Annotated in this window: 11 protein-coding genes; 3 read left to right on the plus strand and 8 right to left on the minus strand. The window is 64.0% G+C overall.

Translation table 11 applies throughout. From position 1 onward, the window contains the following. The first annotated feature begins 75 nt into the window (after window positions 1-75). Window positions 76-297, plus strand: a complete 222-nt coding sequence (locus tag FS767_RS14085) for a VF530 family DNA-binding protein (protein ID WP_027915371.1) — start codon at window positions 76-78, stop codon at window positions 295-297. Between the two features lies 1 nt (window position 298). Beyond that, window positions 299-922 (plus strand): Pr6Pr family membrane protein, encoded by a 624-nt coding sequence (locus FS767_RS14090; RefSeq protein WP_058605196.1) that lies wholly within the window; start codon window positions 299-301, stop codon window positions 920-922. A gap of 98 nt (window positions 923-1,020) precedes the next feature. Here the strand turns inward: FS767_RS14090 and FS767_RS14095 are convergent, their stop codons facing one another. From FS767_RS14095 to FS767_RS14115, 5 genes are all read right to left on the minus strand, one after another. Further along, entirely contained in the window at window positions 1,021-1,782 is a 762-nt protein-coding gene (locus FS767_RS14095; RefSeq protein ID WP_144966332.1) for a siderophore-interacting protein, read from the minus strand. Continuing rightward, a complete protein-coding gene (locus FS767_RS14100; protein WP_058605194.1) occupies window positions 1,775-2,311 on the minus strand; it encodes a PadR family transcriptional regulator in 537 nt (178 codons plus the stop codon). The genes FS767_RS14095 and FS767_RS14100 overlap by 8 nt, the downstream gene beginning before the upstream one ends. A gap of 84 nt (window positions 2,312-2,395) precedes the next feature. Next, the gene (locus FS767_RS14105; RefSeq protein ID WP_144966334.1) at window positions 2,396-5,545 is read right to left on the minus strand and encodes a transglycosylase domain-containing protein; all 3,150 of its coding nucleotides are present in this window, start codon (window positions 5,543-5,545) and stop codon (window positions 2,396-2,398) included. A gap of 125 nt (window positions 5,546-5,670) precedes the next feature. After that, entirely contained in the window at window positions 5,671-7,290 is a 1,620-nt protein-coding gene (locus tag FS767_RS14110; protein WP_144966336.1) for an FMN-binding glutamate synthase family protein, read from the minus strand. Between the two features lie 29 nt (window positions 7,291-7,319). Beyond that, window positions 7,320-11,660 carry a DNA glycosylase AlkZ-like family protein gene (locus tag FS767_RS14115; RefSeq protein WP_144966338.1) on the minus strand — a complete coding sequence of 1,447 codons (4,341 nt, stop codon included), beginning with the start codon at window positions 11,658-11,660 and terminating at the stop codon, window positions 7,320-7,322. Between the two features lie 132 nt (window positions 11,661-11,792). On the opposite strand from FS767_RS14115, the gene FS767_RS14120 reads away from it, so the two are divergent. Next, complete coding sequence (locus FS767_RS14120) at window positions 11,793-12,206, plus strand: NUDIX domain-containing protein (protein WP_144966340.1); 414 nt, start codon at window positions 11,793-11,795, stop codon at window positions 12,204-12,206. Here the strand turns inward: FS767_RS14120 and metR are convergent. The 3 genes from metR to FS767_RS14135 all read right to left on the minus strand — a co-directional run bounded on the left by metR (window position 12,190) and on the right by FS767_RS14135 (window position 16,454). Continuing rightward, window positions 12,190-13,107: a transcriptional regulator MetR gene (gene metR / locus FS767_RS14125; RefSeq protein WP_023535218.1), complete on the minus strand. Its 918-nt coding sequence runs from the start codon at window positions 13,105-13,107 to the stop codon at window positions 12,190-12,192. The two genes, FS767_RS14120 and metR, sit on opposite strands and share 17 nt — an antisense overlap. A gap of 117 nt (window positions 13,108-13,224) precedes the next feature. Next, window positions 13,225-14,553, minus strand: coding sequence for a sigma-54 dependent transcriptional regulator (locus tag FS767_RS14130; RefSeq protein ID WP_144966341.1), 1,329 nt, complete (start codon window positions 14,551-14,553; stop codon window positions 13,225-13,227). Further along, window positions 14,550-16,454: an ATP-binding protein gene (locus FS767_RS14135; RefSeq protein ID WP_144966343.1), complete on the minus strand. Its 1,905-nt coding sequence runs from the start codon at window positions 16,452-16,454 to the stop codon at window positions 14,550-14,552. Before FS767_RS14135 ends, FS767_RS14130 begins: the two co-directional genes overlap by 4 nt. Window positions 16,455-16,507 lie beyond the last annotated feature (53 nt).

Here is a 16,507-nt window from a genome sequence, read left to right on the forward strand (position 1 = left end):
TTATTTGTCCAGCGCAGGGTGCGCGACGATGCCTGCACTGGTGTAAGGTGCGCATCTTTGTACCGGAGCCTTGGCATGAGCACTGCCCAACACAACGCGTTGCACGGCAAGACCCTCGAGCAGATCCTGACCGAGCTGGTCGCCCACTATCAATGGCAGGGGCTGGCCGAGCGCATCGATGTGCGCTGCTTCAAGAGCAACCCGACGGTCAAGTCGAGCCTTACCTTTTTGCGCAAGACCCCATGGGCCCGCGAGAAGGTCGAGCAGCTGTACATCAAGCTGCAGCGCCAGGCCTGACATGCGGCGTCACCCGTGGTTGAGCACCCTGGCCATGCTGGGCTGGCTGGGCCTGAGCGTGCAGGTGTACCTGGTGTTGTGGGGGCGATGGCAGGAGCAGGCGAGCCTGATAGGTGGGCTGATCAACGTGTTCGGCTACTTCACGGTGCTGACCAATACGCTGGTGGCTACTGTCCTGAGCTACGCCGCATTTGGCCGGGAAGGGGCGAGCAAGCGCTTTTTCCTGTCTCCTGTGGTCAGCTCGGCGGTGGCGGCGAGCATCGTGCTGGTGGCGCTGGCGTATAGCCTGTTGTTGCGCCATCTGTGGCAGCCGGAGGGTTGGCAATGGTTGGCAGACGAGCTGCTGCATGACGTCATGCCAGCGCTTTATGTCTTGTATTGGTGGTTCGAGGTGCCCAAGGGGCGGTTGCGGCTGCACCACCTTGGGCTATGGGCGTTCTATCCTGCCGTCTATTTCGCCTATGCGTTGTGGCGCGGCAGTGAGATTGGCGTCTACGCCTATCCTTTCATCGACGTCGCCACCTTGGGGTACGGCCAGGTGATGATCAATGCGCTGGGTGTGCTGGCAGGGTTTTGGGCAATCGCCGGGGTGCTGCTCATTCTGGACAGGTGGCGGGCGGGGTGAGGAAGGGCGTGCCGTCATTCAAGCTTCTCAGGCTGCCCTGGGATTTGAGCTTCGCAATGAACAGTGCCGAGGCGCCGGACCGGCCGCCCCGGCCCCTTTCAGTCATCGCTCGCTGAACCTTCCGCGCGCCAGTAGGCGGCGGCTTTGAGGGCGTCTTGGGCTACGCCTTTGCTGATCAACAGCGTCTTGACCTCACGTGTCAGGCTCTTTTCCAGCGCCACCCAGGCGTACGAGGTGCCTTCGGGTAATGGCAAAGCCTCGACCGTGGCCACCAGGTCGTCCCGCCCCCGTACCGACCAGATCACGTCCACCTGCGCCTGGCTCGGCAAGGGCTGACGCTCCTGCTCATCGTGAACCTGGATGACGGCCACCACCCGTCGCCCCGCAGGCAGGGCTTCAAGACGGCGGCCGATGGCGGGCAAGGCGGTTTCATCGCCGATCAGCAGGTAGGCATCGAAGATGTCCGGGACCACCATCGAGGCGCGCGGCCCGGCGATATCCAGGGTTTGCCCCGGTGCCGCCTGCGCCGCCCAGGTCGAAGCAGGGCCATCGCCGTGCAGCACGAAGTCGATGTCCAGTTCGTTGGCCTGCAAGTCGATGCGCCGGGGGGTGTATTCGCGCATGATGGGCCGCTCGCCACCTTCCCGACCCAGTGCCCGAGCATCAATGGCTTGCTGCTGCTCGGCAGTCTCGGCAAACAGCAGCTTGATATGGTCATCCGTGCCCAGGCTGATGAAGCCCTGCAGCTCCGGGCCGCCCAATGTCACGCGCCGCATCCGCGGGGTCAGGTCGGTCACGCGCAGCACGTTCAGGCGGCGCTGGCGAATCTCGTGGTTGACGCGGTGGATGGCTTCACTCATCGACGCTCTCCTGGTCAGGGGCATGGGGGCCGCCAGCAATGGCCTTGGCGGTCACGTTGAGCAGGTCGCGGACTCGCTCGATTTCCTCGGGTGTCCAGCGGCCATGGTGCATGTGCAAGGCGTGGCGCAGATTGCCCACGGCCTCGTGAATCTCAGCAGGGCGGTCGTGACCCCGCAGGGCATGCTTGCTGACTTCGATACGCACGCGTAACCCGTCCAGTGCCACGGCCTGCTCGGTCAAGGCGCTGCGACCCGTGTCGGTAATGGTGTACAGCCGCTTGCTGCCTTGAGGTTGGCCCTGGATGAGTTCGGCCTCCTCCAGAAAGTTGAGCGTGGGATAGATCACACCTGGGCTTGGCGTATAGCTGCCGTCGAAGCGCTTTTCGATTTGCCTGATCAGGTCGTAACCGTGTCCTGGCTGTTCGCCCAACAGTGAGAGCAGCAGTAGTTTCAGATCGCCCGGGGCGAACACCCGAGGGCCGCGTTCGCCGCGGCCGGGTTTGCGTTCGAAGTACTCAGAATCGCGCATGCTGGAAAGTGCCTGTTTAAGATATATCTCAAGATAGTACTCAAGATGTCTCTTCGGCAAGCCACAAATGCTGATGATTCTTATCTACCCGTTCGATATATCCTCAGGTGAACCCGCGACGGCGTTTGACCGCTGTGGAGGGAGGCATTCGTTAGGGTTGCCAGGCTGCAAGTACGGCATGAGGATCGGCGCCATGCCCTTGAGCACCTGCACCGGTAATGCAGACGTGAACTTGAAGGCCTCCGCCGAGCGCCCAGGCACGAAGGCGGTCAAGGTGCCGAAGTGGTTGTCGCCCAGGAAGAACACGAACGTCGCGGTGCGGTTCAGCGACCGTGAGCCTATCAGGCGGCCCCCGGCGCCAAAGCTTTCGATGCGGTTGTCGCCCGTTCCGGTCTTGCCGCCCATGACCAGGGGCGTGCCGTCCTTGAGCATGAAGCTGCCGGAGATGCGCCGCGCGGTACCCGCGTCCACCACTTGCGACATGGCGCCCTTGAGGGCTCGCGCCACTTCGACCGGCAGTATCCGCACACCACGGTCCGGGTCGCTGATCAGTTTGGTCTCATAGGGCGTGTCCGCTGCAAAGTGCAGGGTATCGATGCGCAGTGTCGGCAGCCGTACTCCGTCGTTCTGGATGATGCCCACCAGTTCGGAAAGCGCGGCAGGCCGGTCACCGGAGCTGCCAATAGCGGTCGCCAGCGACGGGACCAGGTGATCGAAGGGATAGCCGACCCGCTTCCAGCGCTGGTGAATGTCGAGAAACGCCTCGATTTCCACCATGGTCCGGATGCGGCTGTCCCGTGCACCCTGGTGGCGGCTTTTGAACAGCCAGCTGTAGACTTCCTGGCGCTCGAAGCGACTGGCGTTGATCATTTCGCTCAAGGTCGATGCCGGATGCTTGAGCAAATAACCCAGCAGCCACAGGTCCAGCGGGTGGACCTTGGCGATGAAGCCCTGGTCAGGCAGGTTGTACCGCCCCGGGCCGTAGGCATCGTACATCTGTACCAGGCGGTCGTCGGTCAGTTTGCTTTGTGCGAGCTTGCTGTCTTTGCTATGGGCCCGTACGAAGGCATTGAACGTGGCCTGGCCGGCCTCGGGGAACAGGTAGCGGTGCACGGCCGCCAGACGTTGGGGTGTCACGCGCATGCTGTCGAGGAAGGTGTCCAGGCGCTGCTGCGAGGTCTTGCGCTGGTACTTGCGCCAGAAACGCATCAGGTAGCTGGTCCCCTCCTTGTCGGCGAACTTTGCCAGGTACTCCTGCCGGCGCGGGTCAGCATCGTCCTTGAGCAGCGGCACCCTGTTCAGTGGCTGCTGATAGGTGACGTAGCGCACCACGTCGCGCATCAGGCGGATGAACGGCAGGTTGATCGATTCGCGCAGGGCGTCCTTGAGGGTAGGGTTGCGGCCGTTGTCTTCCTTGCGGAAGTTGTTGAATACGTGCATACCGCCCCCGGTGAAGAACGATTCTCCGGTACTGGCCGAGTACTTGCGCTCAAGGGCGGCATCGAGCATGGCGTCCAGGCTCTGGTTTTTGCTGTTTTGCATCAGCCAGCCCAGTGACCAGCGGCTGATGACATCCAGGTCGGCGACCTCGACGTTCTTCAGCTCGGCCACAGGCTTGCCGGCGTACTTGTCATGCAGCTCGGCGACGATTTCCAGGTAGGTGGTCAGCACCCGAAGCTTGGCGGTGGACCCCAGTTCCAGCTTGCTGCCTTCGTTGATGTCGAAGGGCTGGTCAGTGCTGTCCGTCTGTACCCGCACGCGTGAGCCATCGGCCGTGCGTTCGAACAGGGTGAAACTGTAGCTGACCTGGTCGGTGGTTTTGGCGGTCAGCAGACGTTCGCCGATCAGGCCGATCTGCGCGGCAAAGGCCGGGTCGGCCAGATGCTTGAGGTACTCGCTGACTTGCAGCTGCAAGTCAGCCTGCAAGGTGCTGGTGGCAGAAAGGTCCAGGCGATCGAGGTCGTACAGCGGGCGGTTGAGCATGGCCGAAAGACGGTTGCGAGCCAGGCTGATGCCCTTGTTGGTGACGATCGGCACGATGGTTGGCTGCGCGACCCAGTCACGGTAGACGGCCTTGCTGGCCAATGCGGCATCGGCCAGCGCCTGAGGGATGATCTGGTTCGCGGCCAGCACCCGGACATGGGCGTCGGTCAGCTCGGCGAGTTCGAGACGCCCCTTGGAGAGGTAGTGCGAGGGCCGGCGCTGGGCGATCATCAACGACAGCACCTGACGCAGCGCAAGGCCACGGGCCGCCAGGCTCTGTGCGTCCGTGGCGGTGTCATTGAGCGCTTTGTTGACTTGCTCGAAGTCTGCCCCGTACCACACGCGCAGGCCTTCGGCCATGCCGTGCACCTCGCCATGACCCGGCACGGCGGACAGCGGCACGCTGTTGAGGTAGTCACGCACGATACGCTGGCGCGCCTCGGTGGTGTCCGGCCCGCCCTGGTAGGCGCGCACGCTGGCAGAAATCATCTGCCTGATCTTCTCGGCGCCCGACACGGTCAACCCGTCAGGTGAATGGCGATACTTCTCCAGCTGGGTAGCCAGGGTACTGCCACCGGCAGATTGGCCAGGCAGGGCCAGGTAGCGCGCGATCTGGCTGTAGGCCGCCTTGGCGAAACGGGGCCAGTCCACCGCCGGGTTAATCCGCGGATCACGGGTATCGAGCAGGTCGCGGTTCTCGATGAACAGCAAGCTGTTGACCACCACCGAGGGAATCGAGGCGAAGTCCGGGTACAGGTACTGGGGATACTGATACTGGTACAGCATGTCGCCCCGGCAATCGGTTATCGCCAGGCCTGCCTGGACCTTTTCGATGTAGGGCGCGAACAGCCCATGATCGACGTAGTTGACCAGCGCCGGCGAGAACCGCACTTGTTGGCTGATCAGGTAATCGCGCTTGAGCAGGCGGGGCAGGAACTCGCCGAGCGAGCTGTAGCCCAGGCGCTTGTCGAACGGTCCTTCGCCTGGGTACACGATTGAATCGCTGGGGCCGGGCTGCAGCGAGTAGGTCAAGGTGCTCGCCAGCTTGCTGAACTCGCGCGATTGCAGCTCGGAGGTGCGGAACTCTTCATAGGCCGCGAAGCCGACCGCGCCAGCTGCCACCAGCAGAATCAGGATAATCAGGCGCCACCATAGCCGGCGCTGACGAGGGGACTTGGGTTCTGGCGTCTCGGCAGGCGTTTGTTCGGGTGCTTGCTTGGTATTTGGTTCCGTTTGCCACAGTGCGCCCATAATCGTCTATCCAACCAGGTATTTTCATCTTGCTTGCCTGGAGCTTAGACGTTGCGCCGGGTATGTGAAAATTTTGTGGAAACTGCGCAATAAAGCGGGTGCGCGGCTTGGCCGCGCTCAAGCATTCAGGCGGCTACCTCGCTGTTGGGCTCGAAGCTGTCCGCTCGGGCCAGTTGCCACATGCGCGAATAGAATTGCCCATCGACCTCGCCGGTCAGTAGCTCGCCGGGCTTTAGGAACACATGCATTTGCGAGAACAGCTTGATCTCGGTGGCTGAAATGCGGCGCACCAAGTGCTTGGCTTCGAGCTGCGACGGGTGTTCCAGCCCGGCAGCAGCCAGCATCTCGGCCAAGGCACGCAGGGTGTTGCGATGGAAGTTCAGTACCCGTTCGGCCTTGTCCGGCACCACCAGGGCACGCTGGCGCAACGGATCCTGCGTGGCCACGCCGGTGGGGCACTTGTTGGTGTGGCAACTCTGGGACTGGATGCAGCCGATGGCGAACATGAACCCCCGCGCAGCATTGGCCCAGTCCGCACCGATGGCCAGGACGCTGGCAATGTCGAAGGCGCTGACGATCTTGCCGCTGGCACCGAGCTTGATCTTGTCGCGAAGGTTCAAGCCCACCAAGGTGTTGTGCACGAACAACAGGCCTTCGCGCAGCGGCACACCGATATGGTCGGTGAACTCCACGGGGGCGGCCCCGGTGCCGCCTTCCTTGCCATCGATCACGATGAAGTCGGGTAGGATGCCGGTTTCCAGCATGGCTTTGGCAATGCCCATGAATTCCCACGGGTGACCCAGGCAGAGCTTGAAACCCACCGGTTTGCCGCCCGACAGCTCACGCAGTTGGGCGATGAACTGCATCATTTCGATGGGTGTTGAAAATGCGCTGTGCCGCGACGGCGAGATGCAGTCTTCGCCCAGCGGGACGCCGCGGGTTTCGGCAATTTCCTGGGTGACCTTGTGCTTGGGCAGAATGCCGCCATGCCCAGGCTTTGCGCCCTGGCTCATCTTGACCTCGATCATGCGCACCTGCGGGCTGCGCGCCTGCGCGGCAAATGCCTGCGGATCGAAACGACCGTCCGAGGTACGGCACCCGAAATACCCGCTGCCCAGTTCCCATACCAGGTCGCCGCCGTGCTCGCGATGGTAGGGGCTGATGCTGCCTTCACCGGTGTCGTGGTGAAAGTTGCCCAGCTTCGCGCCTTGGTTCAACGCGCGAATAGCGTTGGCGCTGAGCGAGCCAAAACTCATGGCGGAGATGTTGAAGATCGAGGCTGAGTACGGCTGGCTGCACTGCGGGCCGCCGATGGTGATGCGAAAGCTCGCCGGGTCAGCCAGAGGCGCCGGGCGCATGGAGTGACCGATGAACTCGAAGCCCGACGCGTAGACGTCGATCAGGGTGCCGAACGGCTTGTCCGAGACCTGGTTCTTGGCCCGGGAATAGACCAGCGAGCGCTGGGCACGGGAGAAGGGCAGGGCGTCGCTGTCTGCTTCGAGCAGATACTGGCGGATTTCCGGGCGAATGGTTTCCACCAGGTAGCGAATATTGCCCAGGATCGGGTAGTTGCGACGCACGGCGTGGCGTTTTTGCAACAGGTCGAACAGGCCTATCAGGCTGAGCAAGCCTGTTGTCAGGGTGAACGGCCAAAGCCAGTGGTGATGAATCAATGGCAGGGTGGCCAGGGTAAACACGATGCAGACGGCAAACACCGCATAACGGCTGAGAAGTGACAGGCTCATACAGGGTCCTTGCGATGGCTCGGTCAGGCTCACGGCCTGGGGTGAGCCCCGACCATAGCCAACTTGTCCGTCGCTGCAAAGGCCGTGTCGCGCAGCAGCAGCTGTCGCCACTGCGTCTGCTGCGCCGCGCAAGCTTCGACCAGATAGTCGTAGCGCTTGCCCACCCGCGCAGCCACCGGTACGCCGTCGCGGTAGAGCAGGCGGTTGCCGCTGGTGGCCGGTACCTTGGCCCCCGGCAGCAACGTGCCGATCAGGTTCAGCGGATCGCTGGCACTGACCAGCACCAACGTGCCGTCCGCCGCTTGCCGGCGAACCTGGCGCAGCATGGCCACGGCCTCGGGCAAGGCGAACTGCTCGCCGGACAACCCGGCAATGAAGCGCCCACCCCGTATTTCCCCACGCGCCTCCAGGCGGTGGTAGCAGCGCAGCAGGTCACGCCAGGGCGGCAACACATCGCTCTCACGCGCCAGCAGGCGCCAACACATCACCCCGTAGCGCTGCAGCAGCAGGCGAGCGATGCTTTCGATGTGCTGATCCTGATCCTGATCCTGATCCGGCGCGGCTTCGCTGCGCGGCAGCAGGGCCCAGCGCCCTGCATAAGCCATGCTGCTGGACAAGGGCAGGTGACCGAAGCGCGGCCGACGCGCGGTGCGCCGGGCGGCCGGCGCGATCAGGCTACTCAGCCCGGTGAAGCTGTCGGCATTGGCCAGGCCAGCGCCAACCAGCGCCTGCAAGGCCGTTTCCAGTTCGCTGGGGAGCAGACGGGCCTCTTGGGCCAGCTCGTCGAAAAACAGTGCACCCCGGGTTTTCAGGGCGTCATGCACCCGCTGGGCACGTGGTCCCAAGGTGTCGAGGCACGGGGGTGGGGCCAGGCTTCGCCACAGCTGCAGGTGTTCGCGAGGCAGCAACACCACGGGCGTGCTGGCCACCGTGCTGGCTGACACGGTACTTGCCAACCGGCTCCAGGCGAACTGCCCGCTGCGGCAGGCCTCGTCGAGCCAGCTGGGGCTGTAATCGCGCACGCGTGCAGGCAGCACTTCGGCTTCCCACGCCCCGGCCGCACTTGGAAACCCCTGCAGTTGGGCCAGCACAACAGGCAGCGCCTGCGGCCCTTGCAACCGTTGCCCCGGATCAAGGTGTTGCCAGTGGAACAGGAAACGCATGAAGTCCTGCAGGCTGACCGGCTCGATCTCCCGGCGCAGACGTTTGACGGTATAGCGGTGAATACGCGCCAGCAGGTGGCGTTCGCACCATTGAGTGTCAATTGCATCTGGGCTGAAATGCCCCCTGAGCACATGGCCTTGGGCCTCGAGCCGGGCCAATGCCTGCTCCACATCAGCGATGGACTTGGCCAGCGGCGCCGCAAGCTGGGCAACGGTGGCAGGCCCATGACCGCTGAGCCGGGCACGCAGCAGTTCGGGCAGCGCCAGGTCGTGGTCCACTGGCTGATCGAAGCCTGGCAGTGGCTCGACCACGGGCGACAGGCGGCAATCGGGGTAGACGGCTTGCAACAGCGTCAGGCGCTCACGGGCCAGCCACAACTTCTGCTCGGGCAGGTAGACGGCTCGGCCCCGCTTGGCAAGCTGATCAAGCAACGTACGCCAGCGTGCGCCTGCCTGAGCTTCTGGCTGGCTGATGGCGCCCAGGCTCATCAGCGCTTCATGCATTTCATCCGCGTTGACCGGCTGCGGCCAGGCCTCGGCTGCCACTGACGCAATGGCGTCCGCATCCAGCGCACCCAGCTCATCGCCTGACTGCACATCCGCCCAGCGGCGATTGAGCACCGCCTGGGTACGGCGCTCTTCGAGCGGGGCATCATCCAGAAAGGTGTAGGGCCTGGCATTGAGAATGGCTGACGCCAGCGGCGAGGGCGCCGGCAGGTCGCGCGCCAGCAGGCGCACGGCACCGCTTTCCATGCGCCGCAGCAAAGCCAGCCAACCGTCGCAATCCATGGCGTCGTGCAGGCAATCGTCGAGGGTCTGACGAACCAACGGGTGGTCCGGTACCTGCCGTTCGCCGGACAGATTTTCAAGGCAGGCGATCTGATCGGGAAACACCGAGGCGATCAGGTCTTCGCTCTTCATGCGCTGGATCTGCGGGGCAACCTTGCGACCCCCAGCAAAGCGCGGCAAGGCCATGGCCACACCCGCGTTCCAGCGCCAGCGGACACCGAACAGCGGGGCATCGAGCACAGCCTGGATCAGCACCTGCTCGGCGCTGCGGCTGTCGAGGTAGCGCCACACCTCGTCGAGGGCAAAGCTGTGGCTGGTAGACAGCGACAGCACGATGGCATCTTCACTGGCTGCCGCTTGCAGCTCGACATTGAAGGTACGGCAGAACCGCTTGCGCAGGGCCAGACCCCAGGCGCGGTTGATGCGGCTACCGAACGGCGAATGAATGATCAGCTGCGTGCCGCCTGACTCGTCGAAGAAACGCTCCATCACCAAGGTGTCCTGGGAGGGCAGGGCACCCAATACCTGCTGGGTGCGGGCCAGGTAGTCCAGCAACTGCTCGGCACAGCTGGCATCCAGTTCGAACGTGGCTTGCAGCCAGGCCAGCACATGCGCCAGCGAGCCATCGGCGTGTTGCAGGCGCTCATCGATCTGCCCTTGCAGCCTGGCCACGGCGGCGCTGAGCTCGCGGCTGCGGCCAGGGGCTTCGCCCAGCCAGAAGGGAATCGTGGGGGGCTGGCCGTGGGCGTCTTCGACCCGGACCCGCCCGGCCTCCACGCGCAGGATGCGATAAGACGCGTTGCCTAGCTGGAATATGTCGCCAGCAATGCTCTCCACGGCGAAGTCTTCGTTGACGCTGCCGATGTTCAGCGCCTGAGGTTCGAGCACGACGGCGTAGTCGGCGTTGTCGGGAATCGTCCCGCCACTGGTCAAGGCGGTGAGTTGGCTGCCACGGCGCCCTCGCACCATGGCGCTGACGGCATCGCGGTGCAGGTAGGCGCCGCGCACGCCCTGACGGCCGTTGTAGCCTTCGGCAAGCATGCCAAGCAAGGCGTCGTAATGTTCGTACGCCAACGTTTCGAACGGCATGGCCTGGCGCAGGCAGTCGAACAGCGCTTGCTCGTGCCAGGGCTGGTTGCTGGCCTCGGCGACGATCTGCTGGGCCAGCACATCCAACGGGGCCTTTGGTACCTGCACTTCATCCAACTCGCCGCGGCGCACGCAATCGAGCAGCGCCACGCACTCGATCAAGTCGTCTCGCGATGTCGCGAACAGCCGTCCTTTGGGCACCCCGTCCACCTGATGCCCTGCACGCCCCACGCGCTGCAGGAACGCTGCGATCGAGCCGGGTGAGGCGATCTGGCACACCAGGTCGATGTCGCCGATATCGATGCCAAGTTCCAGCGAGGCCGTGGCCACCAGTACCTGCAGCTCGCCCGCCTTCAGGCGCTGCTCGGCGCTCAGGCGCCTTTCCTTGGACAGGCTGCCGTGGTGAGCGGCCACCGCAGCCACGCCCAACCGATCGCTCAAGTGACGGGTGATGCGCTCGGCCAGCCGCCGGGTGTTGACGAACACCAAGGTGGTGCGATGCGCACGGGCCAGTTCGGCCAGACGATCGTACACCAGCCCCCAGGCATCCTGGTCGAGCACCGCCCGCAGTGGCACGGGTGGGATTTCGATGGCCAGGTCACGCTGGCGGGCGTGCCCTACATCGACGATGGCACAGGCGCGCCCGCTGCCCACCAGAAACTGCGCCACCCGCTCGACCGGACGCTGGGTAGCAGACAGGCCGATGCGTCGCAGCGGACGGTCGCACAACGCTTGCAGGCGTTCGAGGGTCAGCGCCAGGTGGCAACCGCGCTTGTTGCCGGCCAGGGCATGGATCTCATCGACGATGACGGTGTGCACCGTACGCAGGCCTTCACGTCCAGAGGCCGAACCCATCAGCACGTACAGGGACTCAGGGGTCGTGACCAGAACATGCGGTGCCTGCTTGCGCATGGCGATGCGTTCTTTCTGGGGCGTATCACCAGTGCGCACCGCCGTGGTGATGGTGGGGGCTGCGTGCCCTTGCGCCTGGAGCGTGCGCTCGATGCCCTCCAGCGGTATTTGCAGGTTCAAACGGATGTCGTTGGACAGGGCTTTCAAGGGCGATACGTAGACGACCTGCGTGTGGGCGGGCAATGTGCCGCCCTGCTCCAGCCCCTGGCGAAACAGCCCGTCGAGCACCGCCAGAAACGCACTGAGCGTCTTGCCTGAGCCGGTCGGCGCTGCCAGCAGCACGGACTGACCGGCCTGGATGAGCGGCCAGGCCTGAGCCTGGGCATCGGTCACCGACGGATAACGGCCTGAGAACCAGGCCGCAACGCCTGGATGGAACAGCTCGAATACGGGATGGTTGGCGGCAGGAAGCGTCATTGGGAAGGTTATGAAGGGTCCCGGCCGGGTTGGCAAGTGGCCATTCGTCTGCCCACGTCCAAACCTGGCAGTGGCCTTGTCACGACTGGGGAGGCATGGGATGCTCGCCGCCCATTTTCAGGGAGATCACCCATGGCCAATATCATCCGCATTGCCGCCGCCTTATTGCTGGACTCGCAAGGTCGCACGCTGCTGGTGCGCAAGCGCGGCACTCAGGCATTCATGCAGCCGGGCGGCAAGATCGATGCCGGAGAAACCCCGGTTCAAGCGTTGGCCCGTGAGCTGCACGAGGAACTGGGCCTGCAGATCGACCCCGCCAAGGCCGTGCGCCTTGGTCAGTTCAGCGCCCCGGCAGCCAATGAGCCAGGGTTCGAGGTGCAGGCCGAGTTGTTCCGGGTGGACTGCGCGGCATCGGTAGTGCCGGCGGCCGAAATCGAGGAGATCACTTGGTTGGCCGCTGACCAGACGCCAGAAATGCCCCTGGCGCCCCTGACCCGTGACCTGATCCTGCCACTGTACCGCCAGTTGCTCAGCGCACCGCACTGACCCCGTCGAGGGTGGCGAATGAAGTGTCTTTGGCCGTCAGCAGAAAATCGCGCATATAGGGTGCATCTAGCATGTCGGTGCGCACGGCTGCGTAGAGTGTCGCGAACAGGCCTTTTTCGCCCAGGCGCTTGCCTTTGACGTAACCGCGCGAGCTGTATTCGTGCAAGGCCCAATGGGGCATGCCGCACACGCCGCGGCCGCTGGCCACCAACTGCATCATCATGACCGTTAGCTCCGAGGTGCGTACTGCCGCAGGCTCGATGTCGGCTGGCTCCAGGAAGCGGGTGAAGATGTCCAGACGGTCACGCTCCACCGGGTAGGTGATCAGCGTCTGGTCTGCCAGGTCCTGGGGCACCATGTAGGGTTTGCTGGCCAACGGATGTTGGTTGGCCACCGCCAGCATGGCTTCGTAGGTGAACAGGGGAACGTAGGTGATGCCGGCCAGGTCCAGGGGATCGGAGGTCACCACCAGGTCCAGGTCACCACGGGCCAAGGCGGGCAGGGGCGCGAACGCGAAGCCTGAGGCCAGGTCCAGCTCCACTTCAGGCCAGGCATCACGGAACTGATCGATGGTGGGCATCAGCCACTGGAAGCAGCTGTGGCATTCGATGGCCATATGCAAGCGACCGGCAGTGCCCCCGGCCAGTCTGGCGATATCCCGCTCGGCGCCACGCAGCAGGGGGAGCGTGGCGTCGGCCAGTTGCAGCAGGCGCAGCCCGGCGCTGGTGAAGCGAATGGGCTTGCTCTTGCGCACGAACAACGTCAGGCCCAGGCGCTCTTCCAGTTCCTTGAACTGGTGGGACAAGGCCGACTGGGTCAGGTGCAGCCGCTCGGCCGCTTCGACCAGGCTGTCTGCTTCACGCAGGGCATGAAGGGTTTTCAGGTGGCGGATCTCCAGCACAGCTAACTCCGAGGGTAGGGCTGAGGGTAAATATCTTGGAGTTGAGTTTCCCTCATGTTACCGCCGCTGTCGACTGTGCCTTGCCCATTGACTGATCCATTGCGGCGCCTCGGTCCATCAACCCAGACCGTATTTCTTGACCTTGTCGAACAACGTGGTCTTCGCCATGCCCAACTCCTGGCTCGCCTGGCTCAGGTTGCCCCCGGTGCGCTGCAAGGCGTCACTGAGCAGGTTGCGCTCGAAGGCCTCCACGGCCTCGGCAAAGCCCAGCCCTTGGCTGCTGGTGCCCGTGGGGCCTTTCTTGAACGCGGGCAGCCCTAGTGCATAGCGTTCGGCCACATTGCGCAGTTCGCGCACGTTGCCCGGCCAGTCATGGGCCATCAGCCGTGACAGTGTCTGGCTGTCCAGGGTGGGCGTCTCCCGGTCGAACCGCAGCGCCGATTGCTGCAGGAAGTGTTCGAACAGCTGCAGGATGTCTTCGCGGCGTTCGCGCAGCGGTGGCAGTTCGAGGGTCACCACGTTCAGGCGGTAATACAGGTCGCTGCGAAACTGCCCGCTCTGACCCAGGCTGTCGAGGTCGGCCTTGGTCGCCGCGATGAGCCGGCAATCCACTGGAATGCTCTGGTTCGAGCCGAGCCGTTCCAGGGTGCGCTCCTGGAGCACCCGCAACAGTTTGATCTGAAGGTTGATCGGCATGCTTTCCACTTCATCGAGAAACAGCGTGCCGCCGTTGGCGTGCTCGATCTTGCCGATACGCCGTTTGCCAGCACCGGTGAAGGCGTTGGCTTCATGGCCGAAAATCTCGCTTTCGAACAAGTTCTCCGGCAAGCCACCGCAGTTCAATGCCACGAAGGGCTGGCCCTGGCGACGGCTGAAGTCGTGCAGGCAGCGGGCCACCAGTTCCTTGCCGGTGCCTGTCTCACCCTCGATCAGCACATTGGCGGAGGTATCGGCCACGTTGGCGATCAGTTCGCGCAGGTGCTGCATGGCGGGCGAACGACCGATGATGCGCCCCTCCAGGCTGCTCTGTCCGGCAAGCTGGCGGCGCAGCGCCGAGACTTCGCGGGACAGGCCGCGTTGCTCGAGCGCACGGCGCACCACATCGACCAGCCGCTCGGGGGAGAAGGGCTTTTCCATGAAGTCATACGCGCCGTTGCGCATGGCGCCGACGGCCATGTCGATATCACCGTGCCCGGTGATCAATACCACCGGCAGGCTGCGGTCACGCGCCTTGAGACGGTTGAGCAGTTCCAGGCCGTCGATACCCGGCAGGCGAATGTCGCTGACCACGATGCCGGCAAAGTCATCGCCAATGCGCTCGAGCGCCTGTTCGGCACTGCCTACGCCTTCGCAACCGATGTCCTCCAGCGCCAGTGCCTGCTGGCAGCCAAGAAGGACATGGGGGTCGTCTTCGACGATCAGAACGGTAAGGGGCACTTGGGTCATGGAGAGTCTGCCGATTCGCTGGGGGTGGAGGCCAAGGGCAGGATCAGCACGAAAGCTGTGCCGCCGCTGGCAGGGTGCTCGACACTGAGGCTGCCCTTGGCGGCCGCAGCAAGGCTGGCCGAAAGGGTCAGGCCCAGGCCAAGGCCATTGTCGCCCGGCTTGGTGGTGAAGAACGGTTCGAAAAGATGCTTGCGTGCCTCTGGATCGATGCCATGGCCGTTGTCGCGCACCTGCAAGCGGTATTTGTCCCCCTGCAGTTCACCTTCGAGCCATAAGGCTGGTTGAGGCTGGACAGCCATGGCATCCAAGGCGTTGCCGATGAGGTTGACCAGGATCTGCTCCAGCCGGGTCTGGTCGATGGCCAACTGCAGGTCCTGGTAATGGCGGTGCACCTGCAGGTGGCTGCTGTTGATCCGTTCTGCCAGCACCTGCAGGCTGGCTTCGACCGCCTTGGCCACCGCGGCCTGGCCGCTGTCGTCACTGCGTCGGGCGAATGAACGCAGGCTGGCGGTGATGCGGCCCATGCGGTCGACCAGGCCATTGATGGTACGCAGGTTGGTACTGGCGGTCTCCAGTGCGCCGCGTTCGATGAACCGAACGGTGTTGCCCGACAAGGTACGCAGCGCCGCCAAGGGTTGATTGAGTTCGTGGGCGATACTGGTGGACATCTGCCCGATGGCTGCCAGCTTGCCAGCCTGAACCAGTTCGTCTTGCGCCTGGCGCAGGGTCTGCTCGGCATGACGGCGCTCGCGTATCTGCCCCTTGAGCCGTTCGTTGCTGGCCCGCAGGTCGGCCGTACGCTCGGCGATGCGGCGCTCGAGCTGGCTATTGGCTTGCTCCAGCGCCTCGCGGGCTGCCAGGCGGGTAGCGATGACTTTGCGTCGCTCGTTCCAGGCGATGCCCAGAATGGTCAGCAAGGCAAACGCCACACCGACCAGGATGCCCTGCACCATGGACTCGCGGCGCAGGTCCTGAAGCGGCGTGAGCAGCGTGAAGTGCCAGGGTGTATCGACCAGGCGACGTGTCTGGGCCAGGTAGGCCACCTCATGGGGGTTGCCCTGGGCCGTTTCGCTGTTGGCCGGGAAGGTCAGCTTTTCTACCCCGTCGGCCAGGGTCTCGCGCCCCAGCGGTTCTAGCTCATTAAGCGGCCACCAGTAGTATTGCAGGCTGCGCGCCAGGCGCTCCTTGGTTTGCGGGGTCAGTGGACGCACCGACTTCAGGCGTCGAGCCGGATCGCTGGAAAGAATGATGATCCCGTTCTCGTCGCTGACGAACGCTTCCAGGCGGGCGCGCTGCCAACGTTCCTCCAAGGTATCGAGACGCACCTTGATCACGGCCACGCCGATGATTTTGCCGTGCTCCTCGAGCCCATGGGCCAGGTAGTAGCCGGCTTCGCCCGTGGTGCTGCCGATGCCGTAGAAGCGCCCAGGTTCGCCACGCACGGCGGTCTGGAAATACGCGCGAAACGACAGGTCCTCGCCCAGGAACGAGTCGGTATCGCGCCAGTTGCTGGTGGCCTGCACCCGCCCTTGGGTATCGAGCACGAAGATCGCACGGCTGCGGCTGCGCCGGTTGAGGCCTTCGAGGTATTCGTTGACGGTTTGCCGTGAGCCACCATCAGGGTCGGTCAGCAGGTGCGACACGCTGTCTTCGAGTTCCAGCAGGCTGGGAAGGTAGGTGTACTTGCTGATCTCGCTTTCGACCGTACGCGCATGCAATTCCAACTGGCGCTCGCCATTTTCACTGAGCACGCGTATGCCGTTGCTCTCGCTGATCAGGAACCCGGCCATGCCCAGCCCGATCATCAGCAGGATGACCAGCGGGGGTAACAGCAGTTGGCGAACAAGGCGGGCTTTCACGGCAGGCTTGGCAGGTAACAAGAGCGAGGGGTCGCATTTCATCACAGTGACCTCGTCACGGCCAGCGCCCGCTGCCCGGTAGGGCGGCGGGGCCG

Origin of the sequence: Pseudomonas sp. DE0010, assembly GCF_007680745.1 — a bacterium.
GTDB lineage: Bacteria > Pseudomonadota > Gammaproteobacteria > Pseudomonadales > Pseudomonadaceae > Aquipseudomonas > Aquipseudomonas parafulva_B.

Bases quoted from the DNA above. Each gene is read 5' to 3' on its own strand.
- FS767_RS14085 (WP_027915371.1), top strand. From the start codon at position 76: ATGAGCACTGCCCAACACAACGCGTTGCACGGCAAGACCCTCGAGCAG.
- FS767_RS14090 (WP_058605196.1), top strand. From the start codon at position 299: ATGCGGCGTCACCCGTGGTTGAGCACCCTGGCCATGCTGGGCTGGCTG.
- FS767_RS14095 (WP_144966332.1), bottom strand. From the start codon at position 1,782: ATGAGTGAAGCCATCCACCGCGTCAACCACGAGATTCGCCAGCGCCGC.
- FS767_RS14100 (WP_058605194.1), bottom strand. From the start codon at position 2,311: ATGCGCGATTCTGAGTACTTCGAACGCAAACCCGGCCGCGGCGAACGC.
- FS767_RS14105 (WP_144966334.1), bottom strand. From the start codon at position 5,545: ATGGGCGCACTGTGGCAAACGGAACCAAATACCAAGCAAGCACCCGAA.
- FS767_RS14110 (WP_144966336.1), bottom strand. From the start codon at position 7,290: ATGAGCCTGTCACTTCTCAGCCGTTATGCGGTGTTTGCCGTCTGCATC.
- FS767_RS14115 (WP_144966338.1), bottom strand. From the start codon at position 11,660: ATGACGCTTCCTGCCGCCAACCATCCCGTATTCGAGCTGTTCCATCCA.
- FS767_RS14120 (WP_144966340.1), top strand. From the start codon at position 11,793: ATGGCCAATATCATCCGCATTGCCGCCGCCTTATTGCTGGACTCGCAA.
- FS767_RS14130 (WP_144966341.1), bottom strand. From the start codon at position 14,553: ATGACCCAAGTGCCCCTTACCGTTCTGATCGTCGAAGACGACCCCCAT.
- FS767_RS14135 (WP_144966343.1), bottom strand. From the start codon at position 16,454: ATGAAATGCGACCCCTCGCTCTTGTTACCTGCCAAGCCTGCCGTGAAA.